This window comes from Mesobacillus jeotgali (assembly GCF_031759225.1).
Taxonomy (GTDB): domain Bacteria; phylum Bacillota; class Bacilli; order Bacillales; family Cytobacillaceae; genus Mesobacillus; species Mesobacillus jeotgali_B.
Genome location: NZ_CP134494.1, coordinates 2,303,313 through 2,325,582, shown reverse-complemented (window position 1 = coordinate 2,325,582; position 22,270 = coordinate 2,303,313). Strand labels below are relative to the sequence as shown.

The 22,270-nt window shown below is 45.3% G+C and carries 22 protein-coding genes; 4 read left to right on the top strand and 18 right to left on the bottom strand.

Going from position 1 to position 22,270, the window contains the following annotated elements; genetic code table 11:
- The first annotated feature begins 28 nt into the window (after positions 1-28).
- The 4 genes from RH061_RS11640 to RH061_RS11625 all read left to right on the top strand — a co-directional run bounded on the left by RH061_RS11640 (position 29) and on the right by RH061_RS11625 (position 4,321).
- Entirely contained in the window at positions 29-1,348 is a 1,320-nt protein-coding gene (locus RH061_RS11640) for an ammonium transporter (RefSeq protein ID WP_311070379.1), read from the top strand.
- A gap of 86 nt (positions 1,349-1,434) precedes the next feature.
- Positions 1,435-2,394 carry a DUF294 nucleotidyltransferase-like domain-containing protein gene (locus tag RH061_RS11635; RefSeq protein ID WP_311070378.1) on the top strand — a complete coding sequence of 320 codons (960 nt, stop codon included), beginning with the start codon at positions 1,435-1,437 and terminating at the stop codon, positions 2,392-2,394.
- A 15-nt stretch (positions 2,395-2,409) separates the two neighbouring features.
- Positions 2,410-3,144, top strand: a complete 735-nt coding sequence (locus RH061_RS11630) for an exonuclease domain-containing protein (protein ID WP_311070376.1) — start codon at positions 2,410-2,412, stop codon at positions 3,142-3,144.
- 160 nt (positions 3,145-3,304) lie between these two features.
- The gene (locus tag RH061_RS11625) at positions 3,305-4,321 is read left to right on the top strand and encodes an LLM class flavin-dependent oxidoreductase (RefSeq protein WP_311070375.1); all 1,017 of its coding nucleotides are present in this window, start codon (positions 3,305-3,307) and stop codon (positions 4,319-4,321) included.
- 55 nt (positions 4,322-4,376) lie between these two features.
- Here RH061_RS11625 and coaW read toward each other — a convergent pair whose 3' ends face one another.
- From coaW to RH061_RS11535, 18 genes are all read right to left on the bottom strand, one after another.
- Positions 4,377-5,180, bottom strand: a complete 804-nt coding sequence (coaW, locus tag RH061_RS11620) for a type II pantothenate kinase (RefSeq protein ID WP_311070373.1) — start codon at positions 5,178-5,180, stop codon at positions 4,377-4,379.
- Positions 5,181-5,381: 201 nt separating this feature from the next.
- On the bottom strand, positions 5,382-6,581 hold the full coding sequence (locus tag RH061_RS11615; protein ID WP_311070371.1) for an ABC transporter substrate-binding protein: 1,200 nt from the start codon (positions 6,579-6,581) through the stop codon (positions 5,382-5,384).
- Between the two features lie 87 nt (positions 6,582-6,668).
- Positions 6,669-7,376, bottom strand: a complete 708-nt coding sequence (locus RH061_RS11610; protein WP_311070369.1) for an ABC transporter ATP-binding protein — start codon at positions 7,374-7,376, stop codon at positions 6,669-6,671.
- A complete protein-coding gene (locus RH061_RS11605) occupies positions 7,369-8,133 on the bottom strand; it encodes an ABC transporter ATP-binding protein (RefSeq protein WP_311076217.1) in 765 nt (254 codons plus the stop codon). Before RH061_RS11605 ends, RH061_RS11610 begins: the two co-directional genes overlap by 8 nt.
- Before the next feature lie 2 nt (positions 8,134-8,135).
- Complete coding sequence (locus RH061_RS11600; protein ID WP_396654877.1) at positions 8,136-9,161, bottom strand: branched-chain amino acid ABC transporter permease; 1,026 nt, start codon at positions 9,159-9,161, stop codon at positions 8,136-8,138.
- The gene (locus tag RH061_RS11595) at positions 9,161-10,024 is read right to left on the bottom strand and encodes a branched-chain amino acid ABC transporter permease (RefSeq protein WP_311076215.1); all 864 of its coding nucleotides are present in this window, start codon (positions 10,022-10,024) and stop codon (positions 9,161-9,163) included. Before RH061_RS11595 ends, RH061_RS11600 begins: the two co-directional genes overlap by 1 nt.
- Positions 10,025-10,060: 36 nt before the next feature.
- Entirely contained in the window at positions 10,061-11,737 is a 1,677-nt protein-coding gene (locus tag RH061_RS11590; RefSeq protein ID WP_311076375.1) for a long-chain fatty acid--CoA ligase, read from the bottom strand.
- Positions 11,738-11,757: 20 nt separating this feature from the next.
- The gene (locus RH061_RS11585) at positions 11,758-12,711 is read right to left on the bottom strand and encodes an alpha/beta hydrolase (protein ID WP_311076214.1); all 954 of its coding nucleotides are present in this window, start codon (positions 12,709-12,711) and stop codon (positions 11,758-11,760) included.
- A 33-nt stretch (positions 12,712-12,744) separates the two neighbouring features.
- A complete protein-coding gene (locus tag RH061_RS11580) occupies positions 12,745-13,476 on the bottom strand; it encodes a 2-phosphosulfolactate phosphatase (protein ID WP_311076213.1) in 732 nt (243 codons plus the stop codon).
- 17 nt (positions 13,477-13,493) lie between these two features.
- A complete protein-coding gene (locus RH061_RS11575; protein ID WP_311076212.1) occupies positions 13,494-14,549 on the bottom strand; it encodes a phosphotransferase family protein in 1,056 nt (351 codons plus the stop codon).
- A gap of 30 nt (positions 14,550-14,579) precedes the next feature.
- A complete protein-coding gene (locus tag RH061_RS11570; RefSeq protein WP_311076211.1) occupies positions 14,580-15,749 on the bottom strand; it encodes a thiolase family protein in 1,170 nt (389 codons plus the stop codon).
- A 17-nt stretch (positions 15,750-15,766) separates the two neighbouring features.
- Positions 15,767-16,540 (bottom strand): SDR family oxidoreductase, encoded by a 774-nt coding sequence (locus tag RH061_RS11565; protein WP_311076210.1) that lies wholly within the window; start codon positions 16,538-16,540, stop codon positions 15,767-15,769.
- A 13-nt stretch (positions 16,541-16,553) separates the two neighbouring features.
- Entirely contained in the window at positions 16,554-17,759 is a 1,206-nt protein-coding gene (locus RH061_RS11560; RefSeq protein ID WP_311076209.1) for an acyl-CoA dehydrogenase family protein, read from the bottom strand.
- Positions 17,760-17,809: 50 nt separating this feature from the next.
- Positions 17,810-18,955 carry an acyl-CoA dehydrogenase family protein gene (locus RH061_RS11555; protein ID WP_311076207.1) on the bottom strand — a complete coding sequence of 382 codons (1,146 nt, stop codon included), beginning with the start codon at positions 18,953-18,955 and terminating at the stop codon, positions 17,810-17,812.
- Between the two features lie 145 nt (positions 18,956-19,100).
- On the bottom strand, positions 19,101-19,508 hold the full coding sequence (locus RH061_RS11550) for a MaoC/PaaZ C-terminal domain-containing protein (protein ID WP_311076206.1): 408 nt from the start codon (positions 19,506-19,508) through the stop codon (positions 19,101-19,103).
- Positions 19,505-19,954 carry a MaoC family dehydratase N-terminal domain-containing protein gene (locus RH061_RS11545; RefSeq protein ID WP_311076205.1) on the bottom strand — a complete coding sequence of 150 codons (450 nt, stop codon included), beginning with the start codon at positions 19,952-19,954 and terminating at the stop codon, positions 19,505-19,507. The genes RH061_RS11550 and RH061_RS11545 overlap by 4 nt, the downstream gene beginning before the upstream one ends.
- Before the next feature lie 17 nt (positions 19,955-19,971).
- Positions 19,972-20,736, bottom strand: coding sequence for a 3-oxoacyl-ACP reductase FabG (gene fabG / locus RH061_RS11540; RefSeq protein WP_311076202.1), 765 nt, complete (start codon positions 20,734-20,736; stop codon positions 19,972-19,974).
- 48 nt (positions 20,737-20,784) lie between these two features.
- A complete protein-coding gene (locus tag RH061_RS11535; protein ID WP_311076201.1) occupies positions 20,785-21,960 on the bottom strand; it encodes an acyl-CoA dehydrogenase family protein in 1,176 nt (391 codons plus the stop codon).
- Positions 21,961-22,270 lie beyond the last annotated feature (310 nt).

The following is a 22,270-nucleotide window of genomic DNA, read 5'->3' as shown; positions in this document are numbered from 1 at the left end:
CATTCACAATTTGAAAGGGGACGAAAAAATGGATACGGTATTTTTAATGAATAGCCTATGGGTTATGATCTCCGCAGTTTTGGTTATTTTGATGATTGGAGGTTTCATCCTGCTTGAAACAGGATCAACACGAATGAAGAACGCCGGCCACATTGCCGGAAAAACAATTTTGACATTTGGGATTTCCTCAATCGTTTTCTGGGCTGTAGGCTATGGACTTATTTTTGGGGAAGGTAACTCGATTCTGGGCTTCTCGGACTTTTTCTATTCTGGCTATGATGTAGAGGGCTTAGGACTTTCAGGTGCTGTATTCTTTCTGTTCCAGCTGGCTTTCGCCGGGATATCCTTAACGATTGCTTTTGGCGGATTTGCTGAGAGAGCAAAATTGTCTGTATATCTTGTCTTTGCACTTTTATTTTCAATTTTAGTTTATCCTTTCATCGCCCATTGGATCTGGGGCGGCGGATGGCTTGCAGAGCATGGAAAACAGGATTTTGCAGGCTCTACAGTTGTCCACTTGACTGGTGCAATGGCAGCACTGGCAGCGACGATTCTTTTGAAGCCGCGTATTGGTAAATTTAATAAAGACGGTTCAGCTAATAATATCGAAGGTCACAACCAGGTCTTCACAGCATTGAGCGTTTTGTTATTATGGGTTGGCTGGTTTGGATTTAATGCAGGAAGCACCGTTTCTGTTGATGGAGCATTCTTTGGATTTGTTGCTCTCAACACGAATCTTGCGGCAGCTGCTGGTACTGTGGCAGCCATGCTCATCTCCTGGATTGTTTTAGGCAAAGCGGATGTTCCAATGATGCTGAACGGAGCACTCGCAGGTCTAGTAGCCATTACGGCATCCTGTGCTTTTGTTGATACTTGGGCATCAGTAGTCATCGGGCTTATTGCTGGCATCCTTGTTTTCTACAGTATTCGCTTCTTTGAAAGCAGAAAGATAGATGATCCTATCTTTGCGCTATCAGTACACGGTACGGCTGGTGTTTGGGGAACTCTATCAACAGGACTCTTTGCGACTCCTGAGCTAGCCACAGTCGGGAATCCAGGATTGTTTTATGGTGGCGGTTTTGAACAGCTAGGAGTTCAGGCGCTGGGAGTTGTCGCCTCAGGTGCTTTCGCTTTCATAGTATCTTTTATCATCTTATCGATTATGAAGGTAACAATGAAGGGCTTGCGGGTAACAGAAGAGGAAGAAATCATCGGCCTGGATATTAGTGAACACGGAAGCTATGGGTATCCGGAATTGGTCAATAAGGAAGCAGCAGCTGAGGTATCAATGGATGTCACCTCAAAATCCAATCCCCCTTTAAGTTCACAGCAACCATCTGTCAATTAGATTATTGAAGATCGATGTATTAAGCGGCGGCCCTCATTGTGGGCCAGCCGTCTTTTGATGAATGGAGAAAGGAGGACGTTCGAATTATGAACTTCGATGACTATTCAATTATTAATGCAATAAGAGTTAAAGGGCTGTCTGACGCAATTTTCAGCAATGAACAATTAAACCATTTCCATGACTTGATCTATGATCAAGTCATATCTGCTACAGTAAGCAAATTGTCAAAAGAATATGGGAACCCCCCTTCACCTTTCTGTTTCTTCGTCATGGGCAGTGCTGGGCGGATGGAGCAATCTATTTGGAGTGACCAGGACCACGGGCTTGTTTTCAAAACAAACAGTAATGATGCACAGGAGTACTTTTTAAAGTTAGGTAAAGAGATTTCCGAAGGATTAGAGCTGGCTGGCTATAAAAAATGTTCCGGCGCTGTTATGGCCAGCAATCCGTTGTGGTGTAAATCGCTGAAAGATTGGGAGAATCAACTTGGACTTTGGGCTGGTGAATCGACATGGGAGTCAATTCGATATTTACTTATATTTGCCGATGCCAGGACCATCTACGGCGATCATAGTCTATTAAATATCTTGAAAGAAAAAGCCTTTGCTGAAGTTAAAAGAGAACAATTGCTGTTAAGAATGCTTCATAACACAATGTTTCTTAAAAAAGGGATCGGAGTACTTGGTCAGCTGCTTGTAGAATCTCATGGCGCCTTTACTGGATCTATTAATCTAAAGGAGACAGCGTTTTTCCCCTTTGTAAATGCAGCAAGACTGTTGTCATTTTACGAAGGGATAAAAGAAACTCCGACTCTCTCCCGTATCAGCCTTTTAGCTGACGTCGTGATATCGCATCAAGATAAATCTTTGTACGGCAATACCTTCTCTGCGTTGCTTGACTATCGCCTGAAACATGGAAGTCATAGGGATTATGACTCCGGACACTACGTTAATATCAATAAACTTTCTAAAGATGAAAAGAAAGCATTAAAAGAGATGATTAAAGTGGGTGAACAATTTTATGAACATGTCGGAAAGCTGCTTTAAAGGATGTAAGTTTTTATGGGAATGAATGATATGATTCGTTTCTTTCGGCAAATGAGCGGGAAGATCGGATCGAACATCTATGCCGGAATGCCAACCCACTCAAATCCACAACAAATGTCGTTTTTAAGACAGCTGCAAAAAGAAATGAAGGAAGTAAATAGCCTTGACAGTCCGTTGGAAGAATTGCCAGTCGTAGTTTTTGACCTCGAGACAACAGGTTTTTATCCTGAAAAAGGCGACAGGATCATCTCTATAGGAGCTATAAAAGTAATTGGTTCCACAATACTTGAAAATGAGGTCTTCTATTCATTAATCAACCCTGAAATTTCAGTACCTCCTGATATCCTAAGCCTGACTTCTATCACTGAGGAAGAGCTTTTGACTGCCCCGAAAACTTCACAAGCCCTGATGGAATTTTTAAATTTCATAGGCAGCTCAGTACTTGTAGCTCACCATGCAACACATGAGCAAGCCTTTATGAAGAAATTCACAAGCAGTCATTTACGATTAAATTTTGAACACAGGGTGATTGATACTTCATTTTTGGTTAGAATATTCCAGCCCATTGTCAATCCCCTGCCTTTGGAACAAATTTGCCTTGAGTGCGGGATTGAAGTGAAAAATAGGCATCATGCATTGGGAGATTCCAAAATGGCAGCGAAGATTTGGGCATTCTATATAAAAAAAGCCCGGGAGCAAGGCTACCAGAACTTGCGGGAGGTTTATGAATACCTATCTTTAAAAAGATAAGGCTTGTTCCACGTATCCCTCCCCACCCCTCTCTTTTAATCTCCAAACATTTTATTTTGATTACCGAAAGATTCTTGTTACTATTGAATAGTATAAACGCTGGGAATAGGAAAAATGATAATCCTGGCGGTGAATATTATTCAATGAAGGAAGATGAAAAATGACCGACAACAAACGTTTAAACGATATAAAATACTCCGTGCTCGACTTGGCTCCTATTCTTGAAGGCGGCACAGCATCAGATGCACTTAGGAACACTCTTGACCTTGCCCAGAATGCGGAAAAATGGGGTTATAACCGCTATTGGTTAGCAGAGCACCATAATATGCCAGGCATCGCAAGTTCTGCTACGTCCGTTGTAATCGGCCATGTTGCAGCCGGAACAAGCTCCATCAGAGTGGGGTCGGGCGGGATTATGCTCCCTAACCATGCTCCCCTTGTCATCGCTGAACAATTCGGGACGCTTGAATCCCTATTCCCGGGCCGCATTGATCTAGGTCTCGGACGCGCTCCAGGAACTGACCAGGTGACGGCTTATGCATTAAGGCGGGAACGTCGAAGTGATGGCCAGGACTTCCCGGAGCAATTGGATGAACTTAGGGCCTATTTCAATCCGGAACTGGATTCACAATATCGCAGTGTCAGGGCGATTCCAGGTGAAGGTTTGAGTATACCAATCTGGCTATTAGGCTCAAGCGGCTACAGTGCACAGCTTGCGGGACAACTAGGTTTGCCATTTTCATTCGCCAGCCATTTCTCACCGGAAAATACATTAGGTGCATTAAAGCTTTACCGAAGGAACTTCCAGCCTTCAGATGTTTTGCAAGAGCCATACGCAATGGTGGGCGTTAACGTGATTGCTGCTGAAACGGATGAGGAAGCTGAGTTCCTGGCAACATCCATGCAGCAGCAGTTTCTGAACCTGTTCAGGAATAATCCAAGTCCATTGCTGCCGCCTGTCAAGAACTTTGGTGACCAGCTGAGCGAATATGAAAAAATGCTTCTGGATAGCCGTATCGGGTCATCAATTGTTGGAAGCCCTGAAACAATCAAAACAAAGCTGCAGCAATTCCTTGACGAAACACAGGCAGATGAAATGATCATCAATGCACAAATATTTGACCATAAAGCCAGATTGAAATCTTTCGAAATCGTTTCCGATGTTTTTAAAGGATAAAAGACTTAAGTTTCACTTTAGGAAGAGGAGAATCCGGTAAATGGATTCTTCTCTTTTACTTTAGCAGAGCCCCAATTGACCCGCTGAATTCCCCGTTTTGCAGGAAGTATGAATCCAGCCCCGACATTTGACAATAAAACTCAAGGCTATTCCGCAATGGCTTATTGCCTGTGAGCGTACTTCCTATGAAGATTACCTTCTTTGTGTTGTGTAGAGTTGCTGTCTGGAGAGTTAGAAGGGTTATCGTTTCTGCGATCATATTTAGAATTGATGCCATTTGATCGGCTGTAGAGCTTGAATTGATTTCTTCCGTTTTGGCAAAGTTGCTTGCAGTTAAGTCGCCAGGAATTGGTGGTTCTTCCGGATGATAGATATCCTTCACCAGGAGGTCCAGGTTCCCTTTGTCGCCGGTTGCAGCCAAACCGACAAGAGTTGCGAAATCGCTGGAATCAGCAAGAAGCTTTCCCATCCCCATAAAAGTTCCGCCGCCAATTCCACTGCCAAGAACCCTGCTATAGCTTTCGCCATTCATTTTAAACCAGGAAGTGCCGGTGCCAATATTGATAAGTAAGGAATTTTCGGCATTAGACAAGCCTTCCTGCATCATTAAGTAATTCGCACCATCACATGCGGCGCTAAATTCATCGACAATCTCTGCTTCCGGAAAAAATCTGGTTTTAATAATTCCGGCTCTCCCGCCTGTCAGTGAAATCATTTCATTCGGGAAAACTGTTTTCAGCCAATTTAATGTACCGTCCATTTCTGCTATCGTATGTTTGCGATAATGAAACCTGCCATCCTCCTCATAAGCAATCTTTATTAATGACCCTCCAGCATCTATGCCGACCCTATTACTCATGTAGTCTCCCCCTTTCATTTATGCTAGTTCTTATTCACTATTGTAATTGTTTCGAAAACTTGAAAGCAAAGATAATAGCGGCAGTCATTTTAACTGCCGCTATCTATTTTGGTTTATTTCCATTAGATTAGGCTGTTCAGAGAGAGATAGTCGTTTTTCCATAAGGGAGTTGGGCATCTATACTTACGCCCAACGCCCTCATTAATCGGCCTTGATAGGCACGACTTTTCCATCCTCAATTGCTGCAACGATCAGCTCACCTTCAAATCCGCCATTCTGGTCAATCTTTGGAATGACATAAACATGTTTGTCTTCTGGCAGGTTATCCAATCCGTCCTGCATGTGCTCCATGATTTTTTCGGGATCATCTACAGATCCCGCTGCTTTTATCGCTTCAGCAAAAACATACATGGCAATATAATTCAGGCCAGCCTCGGAACCTGGATCTTCATTATATTTGGCACGATAATTCTTCACGAATTCCGGAATGCCAGGACTGTCAGAATCTACTAGCGGCATAACTCCAATGGATCCATTAAGGACGTCATAGCTGCCGGTTACTTTCTTCATTTCATCAAACTTAGCTTGGTCCATGACAATGAATCCACCTTTGAAGCCTAGTTCTCTCGCTTGTTTGGCAACTTTAGCGGTTGGCTCGGACGGTCCGCCGATAAATAATACATCAGGCTTCTCCTTCAGAGCATTGGTTATGATCGTAAAGAAATCTGTATCTTTCGCGAAGTCAATAGAAGAGTTATAAACTACTTCCCCGCCTGCCTTTTCCCAGTGAGGCTGCAGCTTTTCTGCCCAGTCTTTACCGTATTGTGAAGCAGTAGGAAGGAAGGCGATTTTCTTGCCGAATTTCTCCATTGTATAATTTGTGAATGGCTCAAGGTAGCCATCATAACGAGGAGGGATCCTGACCGTTAATTTATTGCCGCCTTCAGTGACCTTAGGTTCACTAGTATAGGCACCAATAATGAATTTTTCCTGCTGGTTAAACACCTGCATTGCAGCTACCCCGCCACTGTGCGGTGTGAAAATAATCGGCGTCTTGTTCTCCTGCATCAGTCTCTTTGCATTTGCTCCGGCTTCATTCGGCAAATATTTGTCATCCAGGGAGACGACATTGAATTTATACTTCTTGCCATTTACTTCGACTCCGCCAGCATTGTTAATTTCCTCGGCTGCCATTTGGACACCGTTTAAGGTACGTTCGCCATAAAAGGCTGCCGATCCGCTTAACGGCCCTGTATATCCAATATTAATCGTTCCTTCTCCTGATTGAGCTTCAGCATCTGTTCCTCCAGTATCCGTTTTTTCAGAATTGTTGCAAGCGGCAAGGCTGAAAATCAAAGCAAACATCACACTTAAGACTAATAACAGTTTAGGCTTCTTCATTTGCTTTCCCCCTTAATTATTTTCTTAATATTCAGAACTAAAATTGTAGACCGCTTCGCAACCACCTCCCTATAGACAGAAGTTGTATTAAGCACCTATATAAGCTTTCTTAATCTCATCATTCGCGAACAGTTCGTCTGAAGTACCTTCGAGCACAACCGCCCCATTTTCAAAAACATATCCTTTATCGGCAATTTTCAAGGCTGCATTTGCATTTTGTTCTGCAAGCAGAATCGTAGTACCCTCGGTATTGATCGTTTTGATTACTTCAAACATCTGCTCAACAATCAACGGAGCGAGTCCGATGGAAGGTTCGTCGAGAAGCATCAGCTTCGGTTTTGCCATGAGTGCTCTGCCAATCGCAAGCATTTGCTGCTGGCCCCCACTCAGTGAACCAGCCATATCATCCTGCTTCTCTTCTAAAATCGGGAATAGTTCAAATACGTGTTTCATCGACTGCTTTATCCCTTTCTTGTGCTTTCTATGGACATAGGCCCCCATCTTCAAATTTTCCTCTACTGACATTGAAGGGAACAGTTTACGTCCTTCTGCACACTGGACAATGCCTGACTGGACAATTTTATCAGGAGAACGTTTGTTAAGAGATTCGCCTTCAAATTCGATAATTCCAGTTGATGCTTTGTTCAGCCCGCTGATCGTCTTGAATATGGTGCTTTTCCCAGCCCCGTTCGCCCCTAGCAAAACAACGATTTGGCCGGGATGAACTTCAAGATCTACATTATGGACAGCTGTGAAGCTTCTGTATTTTACTGAAACATCCTGCAGTTTAAGCACTGGCGCTCCCTCCCAGATAAGCCTTGATGACATTGGAGTCATTCCGTATTTCTTCGGGAGTGCCCTCTGCGATTTTCTCTCCATAGTTTAGAACCATAATTTTGTCTGCCAGTTTCATGATCATTTGCATTTTGTGCTCAATCAAACAGACAGTGATTCCGCTATCAACCATTTTCTTCATTAATTGTGCCAGCCCCTCGGTTTCATCAGGATTTACTCCGGCTGCAGGCTCATCAAGAAAAACAATTTCCGGTTCCGTCGCAAGGGCCAGCGCAAAGGCCGTCCGCTTTTTCTCTTCCTGAGTCAGGCTGCCAACCAATTTCCCGGCAACCTTTTCCAGTCCGGTAAATCGAATCACTTCGAGAGCTTTTTCACGGCATTGTTCTTCCTCTCTTTTCAACCTCTTTGATCTTAAAACAGCATCCAGCAAATTTGATTTTGTCCTTAATCTGTGGCCGACGAACACATTGTCAAGCACAGTTGACTGCTCAAATAGATTGGTAGTTTGAAAGGTGCGCGCAATTCCCAGTTCAGCTATTTTATTAGAAGGCATATTGGTGATATCCTGGCCTTTCAGAATAATGCTGCCTGAGCTCGGAGGGTGGAAGCCGCTGATTAAATTGAAAAACGTGGACTTTCCAGCACCATTAGGTCCGATGATAGCATTGATCTTCCCTTTTTCAACTGTAAAATCAACGCTGTTCACTGCTGTCAAACCGCCAAATTTCTTCGTTAAATTCTTAGTTTCAAGGAACATCCTTACCCCTCCTTCACCTGATTTTCTGCAGTTATTGCTCTTTGTGAAAACCGTTCGTCCAGCTGGGCTTGTGCAAGCTTTTTCTCCGCACGTCTTGCATTCCATCCGGCAATCGAACCTGCTATTCCTCGGGGATAAAAGATCACCAGCAGTGTAAGAATCGGACCAAAAATTAACATGCGGTAATCCTGGAGGAATTGCAGCTGCTGTGAAATCCAGACGACCAAAACAGTGCCTACGATTGGACCTGAAAGCGTGCCGATTCCGCCGATCAACAGGTAGGTCAGCAGATCAAAGGTGATGACAATGTTTCCTATATCAGGCCCTATGAAGCGGATGAAAGAGGCGTATAGAGCACCTGACAATCCTGCAAAAAAAGTTGAAAGTACGAATGCTTCAAGTTTATTTTTCATAGTGGATATACCGATGGTTTGTGCCAAATCCTCACTATTGCGAATAGCAATGTAAGTCCTTCCTGTCAGGGAATGCACAATACGGTAAACAATCAGGATGACAACCAGCAGGATAACGAGGACAAGGTAGTATTGTGATAAGGGTGTCTCAAAGGAAATCGGCCCAATGTTTGCGGGTGCCGGAATCCCGATCAGTCCTCGGACGCCTTCGGTTAAGCTGTCCCACTTATCAATGACAAGGTAAAGGATATAACCTACACAAAGCGTATAAATGGCAAAGAAGTGCTCTTTTGTCCTTAGAGCAATCAGACCAACCAAAAATCCAAGAATGCTGGTAATCATCAGGGCCAGAACAAAAGCCGTCCAGAAATTCATCTGCGCTTTTACTGTTAAAAGCCCTAAGGAATAGGCGCCAACCGCAAAGAATCCAGCATGCGCCAATGAAAGGTATCCTGTGTAGCCGGCCAATAGATTAAGCCCATAGACACCAATCATCCAGATGAAAGAGAGAGTCATAACATGGATGAAATAGTCATTTTGCGTCACAAATGGAAAGACGATGGCAAAAAGCATAAGGGTCAGAATGATATTCCGCTTATTAAAAATCTTCGCCACTAGTGTCCCCCCTTTGCAAAGAGACCTGTTGGTTTTACTGAAAGAATGACCACCAACAGGATGAAAGCGATGATATCTTTATAATCGTTTGATATATACGTTGCACCAAGGCTTTCGCTGAACCCTAAAATATAGCCGCCGATGATGGCTCCTGGAATGCTGCCCATACCGCCAAGAATGATGATGACAAACGCTTTTAAGATGACTAGCTGTCCCATGCCTGGAAAAACTAGATTGATCGGCGCAGCCAGAGAGCTGGCGATCGCCGCAAGCCCTCCGGATATCAGGAACGTCAGCATCGCGACCCGGTTCGTATTGATTCCTACAAGGTTAGCTCCGTCACGGTCTTGTGACATGGCGATTATGGAAGCCCCTGTATATGTCTTTTTCAGGAAAAGGTAAAGCAGCACCATGACAGTAATCGCTGCAATGATGATCAGTAATCTTTGCATAGTAAAGGTCAAACCGAATAACTGGATGACCTGGCCATATGGTGTAGGCATTGTTTGATAGTCCGCTCCCCAGATATACTGGGCAAAAGCTTCCAGGAACAACAGTATTCCGATAGCGGCAATTTTGTCGTGTATCGGCGGTGCGTGCCGTAATGGGTAAAATACCAATCGTTCCATCAGTACCCCAATAAGTCCGACAACAATGACAGAAACAAGGATCGCCAGCCAATAATGAAGGCCATACTGGACCATCATCATCAAGGTTATATAACCACCCATCATATAGAGGGCGCCATGGGCGAAATTCGGGATATGAAGGATACCGTAAACTAGAGTCAGCCCAAGGGCCACGAGCGCATAAACACTTCCTATGGTAAGCCCATTGAACAGCTGCTGAACCAAAATCTCCATCAAGATCCTCCTTAAAATTTGATAGACGGAATGCTCTTACCTTACCTCCTTTTCAGCCTTTTCCCGTTCTTCCTCCTGTAATTTACGCCATAATATCTTGCCGCTGCTTGTCATTGGGAATTGTGACCTGAACTCGACCTCGCGAGGATATTTATAGGCCGCCATATGGTGTTTGGACCATTCAATTATTTCATCTTCACTTATTTCTCCATCGTACCCCTCATTCAGAATCACGAAGGCTTTCACGGATTCCCCTCTTCTTGGGTCTGGGATACCAACCACTACCGCCTGCTGTATCGCCGGATGTTTGTAAAGATACGATTCCACTTCAGTTGGCCATACCTTATAACCAGAGGCATTGATCATCCTTTTGACGCGGTCGACCATAAAGTAGTACCCTTCTTCATCGAAGCGGCCTATGTCCCCTGTTCTGAAAAACTTCTTGTCGTCTATGTCAATGAATGAATTCCTGTTTTCATCTTCCCTGTTGTAATAGCCAACCATTACCTGCGGGCCATTGACGACAATCTCACCTATCTCTCCTGCACCAAGTTCTTTTCCGGTTGAGGGTTCTATAATCCTAGCATCGACATCAAAGGACGGAATGCCGAGGCACTGCATTTTAGGCCTGTCAGGCGGGTTAAAATGGGTCTGGGCAATAGTTTCTGAAAGACCGTAGCCTTCCACAAACCTCAGGCCTGTAAGTTTGTACAGTTTTTCTCCAACTGCCTCAGGGAGCGCTGCGCCGCCGCCTGAAATCGAGGTTAACGTTGCGATATCCTCTGGGATCAGCTTGGGATTTGCAAGGAAGTCGACAATCATGGTTGCAATTGCCACCCAGTGCGTGCATCCTTGTGATTTAATCAGTTCAACCGCTGCTTCGCGGTTCCACCTTGTCATCAGCACCATCGTACTGCCGGAGTAAATCGGCATATGCATGCTGTGGACCATTCCGGTAACATGGAACAATGGCAGGGTGGTTAAATGAACCGCACTGGTGGTAGAGCTCGACCAGTGATAGGCACCGATGGTATTTGCCTGAACTGTGCGGTTCGTATGCATACATCCTTTTGGAAGGCCAGTAGTACCAGAAGTATATGGAAGCACGACAAGGTCATCTGCGCTGGTCGTATGTTCTCCTGGCTCATATTTTGCCTCGATGGCTTCCTTCCAGTGGAAGTGTCCTGCCTGATTGTAAACATTTCTTGCTGCTTCTGCTTCCGGAGGCACCGTTCCGCTGAATTCATCCCCTTTATAATCAGAATAAGCAGCGACGACAACATTATTTAATGGAGTCGTTCCTACGAGGGGCTGGACCTTGTCATAAAGCTCCTGGCCAACCAGCGCAGTATTAATTTCACAATCCTTTATATAAAAGCTTAGCTCTTCTGGTGTAAGCATCGGGTTGATTGGGACCACGACTGCATCTGCCCTTGAAATCGCATAAAACCCAATCACAAATTGCGGGGAGTTCTGCATAAATAACAGGACTCTTTCCCCTTTTGTTACTCCCAGCTTCTGTTGAAGGAAGCCTGCAAGGTCGTTGACTTCCTCATCAAGTTCCTTGTAGGAAATTGTATGGCCATAATAGTAGATTGCACTTTGGTCAGGGTATCTCGCTGCACTGACTTTTAAATTTTCATAGAGTGATGTTTCTGGCAATTTCAGAGATTTAGAGATTTTTGTCCAATGCTCAAAATGAAGATTAGGCATCATTCATTCCTCCTGATTTTTTATTCAACTGGTTTAAGAGAGCTTCTGTTTTTGAAAGCTTTTGCGGCATCTCTGATTGATTTCTTGCCGTCTGGCAGGAATTCGGTCATTCCGAGAAATCCATGGAGCATTCCTGGAACGCACACATATTCAGTTTCTACTCCTGCTTTTTTCAGTTTCATGGCGAAGTGCTCACCGCCATCGCATAGAGGATCAAGTTCAGCTGTCATGATAAAAGCTGGCGGAAGTTTTTCAGTTACAGCATCAGGAATCAGCAAAGGTGCCGCCAGAGGGTTTTGTATATCAGCTGGTGTGTTCAGGTATTGCTCACGGAACCAGTTCATTGTGGACTTCGTTAAATAGTAGCCTTCGCCGTATTTTTCGTAGGATGGAGTATATTCAAAGCCTGTAGACGGGTAAAACAGCATTTGATAAGCAATCGGAGGTGTCTGCCTTTCGACTGCAAGAAAGCTGACAACAGCAGCAAGATTTCCTCCTGCACTGTCACCTGCGACTGCGATAAAGTTTTCATCGATATTCAGTTCATCTGCGTTTTCAAACACCCATTGAGCAGCTAGATACGAATCCTCTACTGCAACCGGAAATTTATTTTCTGGTGCAAGACTGTAATCCACAGAAACGACTATACATTCAGCTTCACATGATAATGTGTGGCAGAGGGCATCATGTGTTTCAATGTTGCCAATCACCCAGCCGCCTCCATGATAGTGAACAATGGCTGGCAGCTTTGACTCTTCTGTGCTCTCAGGCGTATAAATCCTGACCTTTATTTCTCCGTTATATCCATTAATCATCCGGTCTTCTGTTTTTGCCCGTTTTTCAGCTCTGCTCATTTGTTTAGCAGATTGTTCAAATCCCTTTCTGGCTTCCTCTAATGGCAGCTGTTCCAGCGGCGGAACAGGATTTTTGGAAAATACATCGAGCAACGCTTTGACTTCAGGTTTTAATTCCATATATTGTCCTCCTTTTATGTAAACGCTATCATTTCAAACTGAAATAATACGTTTTTTATCTATAAGCTTAGGAACCTTGTTGAATATATTTTGCTGGGAAACAAATTCGATTTCCTTGGCAAATCCATATTTACTCAGCATCCGTCCGACCCGGGAAGCTTTTAGGATATCGTCACTATTTTGATTGTGCCCATGGTAGAAACTATACGCAGCGTAGGCTGAATCAGTTAGAAAGAATTTGTCGCCGAATTGCTTGATGAGGCAGTCAATGAAGCAGCCCGCTCCCTGGAAATCTTCGACATTGAATTCATTGGAAGAGCCCGAGCAGACAACCACGATTGTCTCACCCTGATATTCTTTAATAATATGATTGGCAACTGCCTTGCAGTTCAACAGGGATGCCGCATATACTGCGTTGGCATTCGCAGAATTTTTGAGTGCGACCGTTCCATTAGTGGTAGATAGAATGACAGATTTCCCCGAGATTTTTTCTTTCAGTTCCAGAGGATTTGGAGACAGAAACCCGTCGATTGTTTTCCCTTGATATTCACCGACGAGAACGAAACTGTCTTTTTCCCTGCCGGCAGCTTCCTGTTCGGCAGCCTTTCCATCCAGGACCGGGATCACTTCTTTCGCGCCGAACTCAAGTGCTGATGCGATAGTGGAAGTAGCCAGCAGAACATCGAAAACAACAGCGATTTTGTTATCGGCCATTTTCTGTTTATCGATGTCCTCTTTTTTTAGCAAAAGGTGGACCTTCATCATCCTTCAGCCCCTTTCTGTCATTTCTTTTCTGCAGTGTAAAGGGCATATTGGATCAGGCTGCTGACAAACTTATCAAGGTGCGCAAAGCGGGGATCCTTCGTTTGTCCCTTTTTCCACCTGTAATAGATTTGCTGGCAAATGACTGCAAGCTTGAAATAAGCAAATGTTTGATAAAAGTTCATGTTAGCCAGATCCCTGCCGCTTTTTCTTGCATAATCCTCCATAAATTCATCACGAGTCATGAACCCGGGTGTGACCGTGACGGGAGGCTTTCCCATCCCTTTTTTCAAAAGATCAGAGTCATCGGGTTGTATCCAATAGCTCATCGCAACACCTAAATCGGCTAGCGGATCACCTACGGTTGTCATCTCCCAGTCGAACAATCCAACCATTTTCGTCAATTCATCATTGAACATTGAGTTATTCAATTTGTAATCGTAATGGATAATTGCCGGCGTTTCCGATTCCGATACATTCCTCAGCATCCATTGCTTCAAATGCTCCACGCCTTCGACGATATCTGTTTCCACTCGCTCATAACGGCGGATCCAGCCTATGACCTGCCTTTCCATGAAGCCTTCGGGTTTTGTCATTTCCGTAAGCCTTGTCTTTGTATAATCAATGCTGTGCAGCTCCACAAGATGATTGACCATTGTTTCTGACAAAGACCTGCATATCTGTCTGCCAGGCGTAATGCCTTCAGGAAAATCAGTGTCAAGGACAATGCCGCGCTTTCTTTCCATCACAAAAAATGGACTTCCGATGACACTTTCATCTGCAAACAGATAAGGTTCCGGAGCAGCCGCGAAATGAGGGCTGATCTCTTTCAGGATTTTATATTCCCTTTCCATATCATGTGCTTTTGGTGCCACAGGACCAAGAGGGGGGCGCCGCAGGACCGCTTCCCACTCCCCCATCTTCAGCTGATAAGTTAAATTGGATTTACCAAAGCTGAATTGTTCAATCGTCAGGTTATCGTCAGGAAGATTGTGCAATTGCTTCCTTAAATAGTATTCGATTGAGCTGGTATCAAGTTCTTCGCCTGGTCTGATTGGAATCGTATCAGAAGCCATAAGAACCAATCCTCCTTTTAGGTGAAATTTCTATTCTCGTTCAATGATTGTTGCGATTCCCTGGCCGCCGCCGATGCATGCAGTGATAAGGGCGTACCGTCCGCCTCTTCGCTCAAGCTCATAAACCGCTTTTGTGATCAGGATCGCTCCTGTTGCTCCCAATGGATGTCCATGGGCAATCGCCCCGCCATTTATATTGACTTTTGAAGGATCCATGTTCAACTCTCTGTCACAGGCAATGACCTGTGCCGCGAATGCTTCATTTATTTCGATGATGTCCATGTCATCGAGAGTCAGGCCAGACTTTTCAAGAACTTTTCTGACTGCTGGTACTGGTCCAATGCCCATGATATTCGGATCCACCCCGGCGACTGCCTGCTCCCTTACTACTGCCATTGGTTTCACACCTAAATGCTGTGCTTTTCCCCTTGACATGACAATAAGAGCTGCAGCGGCATCATTCAGGCCGGAACTGCTCCCGGCTGTGACCGTCCCATTCGGTAAAAAGGCTGGTTTAAGTTGAGCCAGGGCTTCCAAAGTCGTTTGCGGCCGTGGATGCTCATCCTTGTTAAAAATGACTGGTGTCCCTTTTCGAACAGGTATCGATATTGGGACAATCTGTTCGTCGAACCGGCCTTCAGCCATCGCAGCCGCCATTTTTTGCTGGCTTTCGAGCGCGAATTGATCTTGTTCTTCCCTGCTGATTGAATACTTTGTTACTAGATTTTCCGCTGTGATCCCCATTGGCGGATCGCCGATTTCTTTCGGTGACAGCTGGGACTTCCTGAAACTTGGCGGCACAGGGCTGTAAGGTCTTTCTGGTTTATCCATTAAATAAGGTGCCCTGCTCATGCTTTCGATCCCGCCGGCAACATAGACATCGCCAATCCCTGACATAATTGCCTGGGCGGCAAGATTTACCGCATTTATTCCCGATCCGCACTGGCGGTCGATCGTCAGGCCTGGCAATTCAAGTGAAAGTCCTGTTTGCAGCGCTGTGAGTCGGGCAATGTTGCCGCCTCCGCTGATCACATTCCCCATTATGACATCCTCGACCATTTCAGGCTGTACGTTTGCCCTTCTGATTGCCTCTTTGATCACCTCTGCCCCAAAAACATGGGCAGGTACCGAAGCAAGTGCTCCACCCTGCCTGCCGATTGCTGTCCTGACTGCAGATACAATGACTGCATCTCTATTCATGGCAGGTCCCCCCTTCTTTAAAGTACATGCGTTCCTCCATCGACCACCACTACATCACCGGTAATATAATCAGATGCTGATGCTGCCAGGAATACTGCTACTCCCTTAAGATCAGTGTCAGATCCGAATTTCCGTAAAGGAGTTCCTTCAAGAATCGTCTGGCCGCCTTTTTCAAGCAGACCTTTTGACATCTTTGTCGGGAAAAAACCTGGTGCAATCGCATTTACGTAAATTCCTCGCGGCCCCCATTTTGCTGCGAGGTCCTTTGTAAAAGTAATGACAGCACCTTTGCTTGCGTTATATCCAATCGCATCCATCACTTTGGGATTGGACCCTTTCAGCCCTGCAACCGAAGCAATATTGATGATCTTTCCTGACCTTTGCTCCAGCATCACTTTTCCAGCAGCCTGTGACATTAAGAACGTTCCTGTCACATTGACATTCAGGACCTTTTGCCATGCTTCAAGCGGCATTTCCTCCGCCGGCGCTCCCCAGGAAGCTCCGCTGTTATTGACCAGGATATCGATCCTGCCGAATTTCTCGACGGTCTGTTCTACTACGTTTTTCACATCTTCCGGGTTGGTGATGTCACATTTCAAAGCAAGCGAGTCAACTCCGATTTCCTTCAGCTTCCCGCTGACTTCTTCGCACGCTTCTACTCGTCGTGAGCAAACGACCACATTGGCACCTGCCTCTGCGAATCCAATCGCGATTTGTTCTCCAAGGCCTCTGCCCCCGCCTGTGACAATCGCTACTTTTCCTTTTAGTGAAAATAGTTCAGATACATGCATTGATGTCTCCTCCTTACATATATTTTTTCAGTTCGTACCTTGCAATGGCTCGTTTATGGACCTCATCCGGACCATCCGCCAATCTTAATGTCCTGATATTCGCCCATGCCGCTGCGAGCGTGAAGTCATCACTTACACCCGCCGCGCCGAATGCCTGGATCGCCCTGTCGATGATTTTGAGTGCCATATTAGGCGCAACCACTTTGATCATCGCAATCTCAGCCTTGGCTTCTTTGTTGCCGACTGTATCCATCATGTAGGCTGCCTTTAAAGTAAGGAGCCTTGCCTGCTCGATATCGATCCTTGCTTCCGCGATCCACTCCTGGATGACGCCCTGTTCGGCGAGTTTTTTCCCGAATGCGGTTCTCTGAAGGACCCGTTTTGACATCTCTTCTAGTGCACGTTCAGCCGCACCGATTGTTCTCATGCAATGATGGATTCTCCCTGGTCCCAGCCGGCCCTGGGCAATGGCGAAGCCTTTTCCTTCACCCCATAGCATGTTGGAGGCTGGCACCCTCACATTCTTGTATTCTATTTCCGCATGTCCATGGGGGGCATGGTCGTAACCGAAAACAGGCAGGATTCTCTTAATCGTTACACCAGGTGAATCAAGCGGAACAAGAATCATAGATTGCTGCTCATGCTTCGGGGCATCAGGATCATTTTTACCCATCACGATCGCAATCTTGCAGCGCGGATCTCCTGCACCAGATGACCACCATTTCGTTCCATTAATGACATACTCATCGCCATCACGGATGATGCTTGCCTGGATATTCGTTGCGTCCGAGGAGGCGACGTCCGGCTCTGTCATCGAGAAGCAGGACCTGATTTCGCCGTCGAGGAGCGGTTTAAGCCATTGTTCCTTATGTTCCTCCGTTCCGTAGCGGACAAGCACTTCCATATTGCCCGTATCAGGCGCAGCACAATTGAACACCTCTGGAGCGATGCTTGACCTTCCCATGATTTCACAAAGCGGTGCGTATTCAAGGTTGGTAAGGCCTTCGCCGTATTCACTCTCTGGTAAAAACAAATTCCAGAGTCCTTTTTCTTTCGCCTTCTCCTTCAGTTCTTCCATGATTGGGGGAACTTTGGAAAATGGGTCTTTTTTATCAATTTGGTCTTTATACACCTTCTCATTTGGATAAATGTATTCATCCATGAACTCTGACAGCCTGGCCTGGTATTCTTTGACCTTCTCCGTATGGTTGAAATTCATCCATACCACCTCTTTCCTTTTTGATACTAACTAGTTGGTATGTTCGCTTATTAATATTCTTTTTCCAGCTGAGAAGCAATAATGTTTTTCTGGATTTCCGACGTACCCTCATAAATCCTTGTGATTCGAGCGTCACGGAAGAATCTTTCGACTGGATAATCAGATATATAACCGAGACCTCCGTGAATCTGGACTGCTTTGTCGGCGACCCTGTTATAAACCTCCGATCCATAGAGCTTTAACATGGCCGCTTCCTTGATGACCTTCTGTCTGGAATCTACCATCCAGGCAACTCGGTATGTAAAAGACCTGAGTGCTTCGATTTCAACTGCCATTTCCGCCAGCATATGGCTAACTGCCTGATGCTTGATGATCGGGTTCGCGAACTGGACCCTCTCCTTGGCATAGGCAACAGACATGTCAAGGAGCTTCTGGCAAGACCCCAGATTTCTCGCAGCGAGGCCTGCCCTTCCGTTCGCCAGTATTTTCAAGGCATTTACATAGCCCTGGCCTTCGGTCCCAAGAACATTTTCAACCGGGACCTCGCAATCCTCGAACACCAATTCAGCAGAATGGGATCCCTTCAGACCCATCTTTTTTTCCACTTTGCCGAGCTTGAAGCCAGGAAAGTCCTTCTCGACGATAAAAGAAGTGATCCCCTTTGCGCCTTTTTCAGAATCCGTCACTGCCATCACTGTAAAAACACTACCCTCTACTGCATTCGTAATATAGTGCTTCAAACCGTTCAGCACATATTTATCGCCTTTCCTTACGGCGGTCGTTTTTAAGTTGGCCGCGTTCGACCCTGCATCAGGTTCTGTGAGGGCGAAGGCACCGATTTTTTCTCCGCTGGCCATTGCAGGCAAGTATTTTCGTTTTTGCTGCTCATTGCCAAGCTCGACGATCCCGACTGTGCCGATTCCTGTGTGGGCGCCAATCAAAGTCGTATACCCATTATGCGTCTGGCCGATTTCCTCATACAGTGCGCATTTCTCCACCATTCCGATTCCCAGTCCGCCGTATTCATCAGGTATGCTTAATCCGAAAAGGCCCATCTCCCTGGATAACTGGATGATGTTTTCCGGAATTTTGTCCTCTTCCTCAATTTGCATCGCAACAGGTTCGACCTCATCCTGGATAAAATCACGGACATTTCTTTTTAAAGCCAGTAAATCCTCATCAAAATCAAAGTTCACTTGGTTTTAACACCTCGTTTCTGCTATTTCTATATTGAAATTCGAGATTTTGTTAAAATTCTCAAACCCGAAGCGTTTTTCCTGAAAAACCCGTTTTAGACCTAAATGGCATAAACCCAGCAATTCTATGCCGGGTTTTTGGTTATTAAGAAGCATACCGATGATACAGGACATCTCCCTTAATGACTTCATTGCCGTTTTGATTGACTGCTCTAACGTTGAATCTGAGGATGTTCTCATTTTCCTCTGCCAGTTCTGCCTGGAGAGTGACGACGTCATTCAGGAAGACCATTCCTTTAAACCGAATTGTATAATCTTGAATGAATCCTTCTTCATAAAATTCGGTGAAAAGCTTTGCCAGGTTCCCCATTGTCCACATGCCGTGAGCAATGATTCCCGGTAACCCCGCTTTTTTCGCTTCTTCATCGATTGTATGGATTGGATTGTAATCTCCCGAAGCCCCGGCATATTTGATCAGGGTAATCCGGTCGACCGGATCAAGCTGAACCTCCTTCAGGGATTCTCCTACCTTCAATTCTGCTAAGCTGCTCATCCAATCAACACCTTCCTCACTGCTTCCGTGATAATGACCGTTTGCGTGGAGGAAAAGACTAGTTTTCCCATTTCGTCTTCACCAAAGCTTTCTAAAACCAGGAAGCCCATTTCACCCTGGGTTCCTTTCTTTTCGAAATAATTTTTGATCACCGAGTAACAGGTTATTTCTTCACCTACAAGCAAAGGGCGCTCGTAATGATAAGTTTGTTCCCCATGGATCAGTCCTTTATTAGGTAGATTTAACCCCTCGATTATTCCGTAATCGAATACCCTTGGAAAAGTAGGCGGCGCAATGTTCCTGTTATATCTTGACCTTTTGCCTGTTTCCTCATCAATGAAAATGGGATGAAGATCTCCGATGGATTCGGCAAACTTCCTGACAGCGCCGCGTTCCACAATGTTTTTAACTTTACTGGACTTTTTGCCAATATGCTCTTTGAACACTGACTTCTCACCTCACATTAATTTTTTGGACCGCCAGCTACATAAATGACCTGGCCGTTGACAAAGGACGATTTTTCATCAGCAAAGAAAGCAACTGCATTGGCGATATCTGCAGGTTTACCGCTCCTGCCGACCGGAATGCCCGCGACACTGTGTTTGATCAGGTCATCGAAAGAGATTCCGATTCGAGCTGCTGTTTCCTTTGTCATTTCCGTCTCGATGAAGCCTGGAGCGACTGAGTTAGCTGTGATTCCATAACGTCCCAGTTCAATCGCAAGTGTTTTAGTGAAACCCTGGAGTCCTGCTTTTGCCGCTGCATAGTTTGCCTGGCCCCTGTTTCCAAGTGCGGAGGTTGACGAAATGTTGATGATCCGGCCATATTTCTGTTCAACCATATACTTCTGAGCTGCTTTCGCTGCATTGAATGAACCTTTCAGATGGACGTCCATGACCGTCTGCCAGTCGGAATCACTCATTTTAAAAAGCAGGTTATCGCGGATGACACCGGCGTTGTTCACAAGGATGTCGACAGAGCCGAAAGTGTCATGCACTTCTTTCATTGCCTGATCAACCTGCCCGGAGTCCGTCACATTCGCTACTTTGGAGTAAACGTCGTATCCCTTCTCACGTAACTCGTTTGTTGTTTCCGCCAGTGCTTCCTCATTCAGATCTATAAAAGCAACCTTCGCTCCATCCTCGGCGAAAAGCTGGACAATTCCTTTTCCGATTCCTCTGCTGCCCCCTGTAACAAAAGCAACTCTTCCTTCAAATCTTCCTGCCATTCTGGTTCCTCCTCTATCTATCAATCTGTTAACGCTTACATTAATTTGTTATACAAACTGGCCGATTTTTACATGTCCTTTCAAAAGATCCCTGGCAATAATCATGCGCTGGATTTCATCCGTGCCATCGTAAATCCTCCAAAGTCTTGCTTCTCGGTACCAGCGCTCGATTGGCAATTCCCTAGTGTAGCCCATACCGCCGTGAATTTGCATGACGCGGTCAACAACTCTGTTCCCCATGTTGGAGCCATACAATTTTGCCATCGATGCCATATGCCTGTTATCCTCACCGGCATCAAGAGTATATGCGGCATTGAGTACGAGCCATCGTGCGGCTTCAATTTCCACAGCTGAATCGGCAATCATCCACTGAATAGCTTGTCTTTCAGCAATCGGTTTGCCAAAGGTAATCCGTTCTTTCGAATAGTCAATGGCCATTTGCAGCAAGCGTTCCGCGGCTCCGATCGCCCTTGCGCCAACAACCCATCTTGCAAATCCGATCCATTCCAGTCCCAGCTTATAGCCGCCATCGACTTCTCCCAGGATATTTTCCTCTGGTACGCGGACGTTATCGAACACCAGTCCCGCCGGTCCCCATTCGCCCATCGTATGTATGAATTCTGATTTCCAGCCCATTTCACGGTCGACAATAAAACAGGTCACGCCATCACGGCCTGTGGCACGGTGTTTTTCTTTATCAGTGATCGCAATGACCATGACAAAATCCGCTTCATTTCCGCCAGTTATGAACGTCTTTTCACCATTCAGGACCCATTCATTCCCGTCCTTTACAGCCGTCATTTTAATGTTCCTTGTATCCGAACCAGCTCCAGGCTCTGTCATCGCGAAGCACGATTTTTTATCACCATTGATGGTTGGAATCAGGTACTTTTGCTTTTGTTCTTCATTTCCATAATAAAGAATGTTGTCTGCTGAACCGCCAAATTGGAAAGGCACGAACGTTTTGGAAACTTCCATCAGGACGATGGCCATCATCATCTGGCCTAAATCTGCACCGCCATATTGTTCCGGTGTATTGATTCCCCAGAATCCCGCCTCTTTAGCTTTAAGCTGCAGTTCACGCAGTTTTCCAGGAGGAAGGCTTGGACGTCCTTCTCTTTCATTTCTTAACACTTCATTTTCGAGCGGCACTAATTCTTTTTCTACAAATCGGCGAATCGTCTTTTGCACCATTTTTTGTTCTTCTGTCAGGCGTAAATGCATTCAAGTCACTCCCATCGTATTCTTCAATTTTAATAGTCTATTAAAATGTATGTCTAAGCCTTGCATTACATACCTACCGGTTGGTATGTTAATTTAATTTTAGAGTGAAATTTCTGAAAAATCAAGTTATTTTATCCAAAAAGCGCAAGCGCCTTGTTCAGCCCCGACAAGCGCTGGAGGGCTGACCGGTGAAGTCGTTCTTTGACTTCATTGGGCGGACCGAAGCGACTCGAGGGGCTAGGCGCTGGAGCTGGATTATGAAAAATCCCTGTATTTATACATAAATAATCATTTTTTATAAATTCATGAG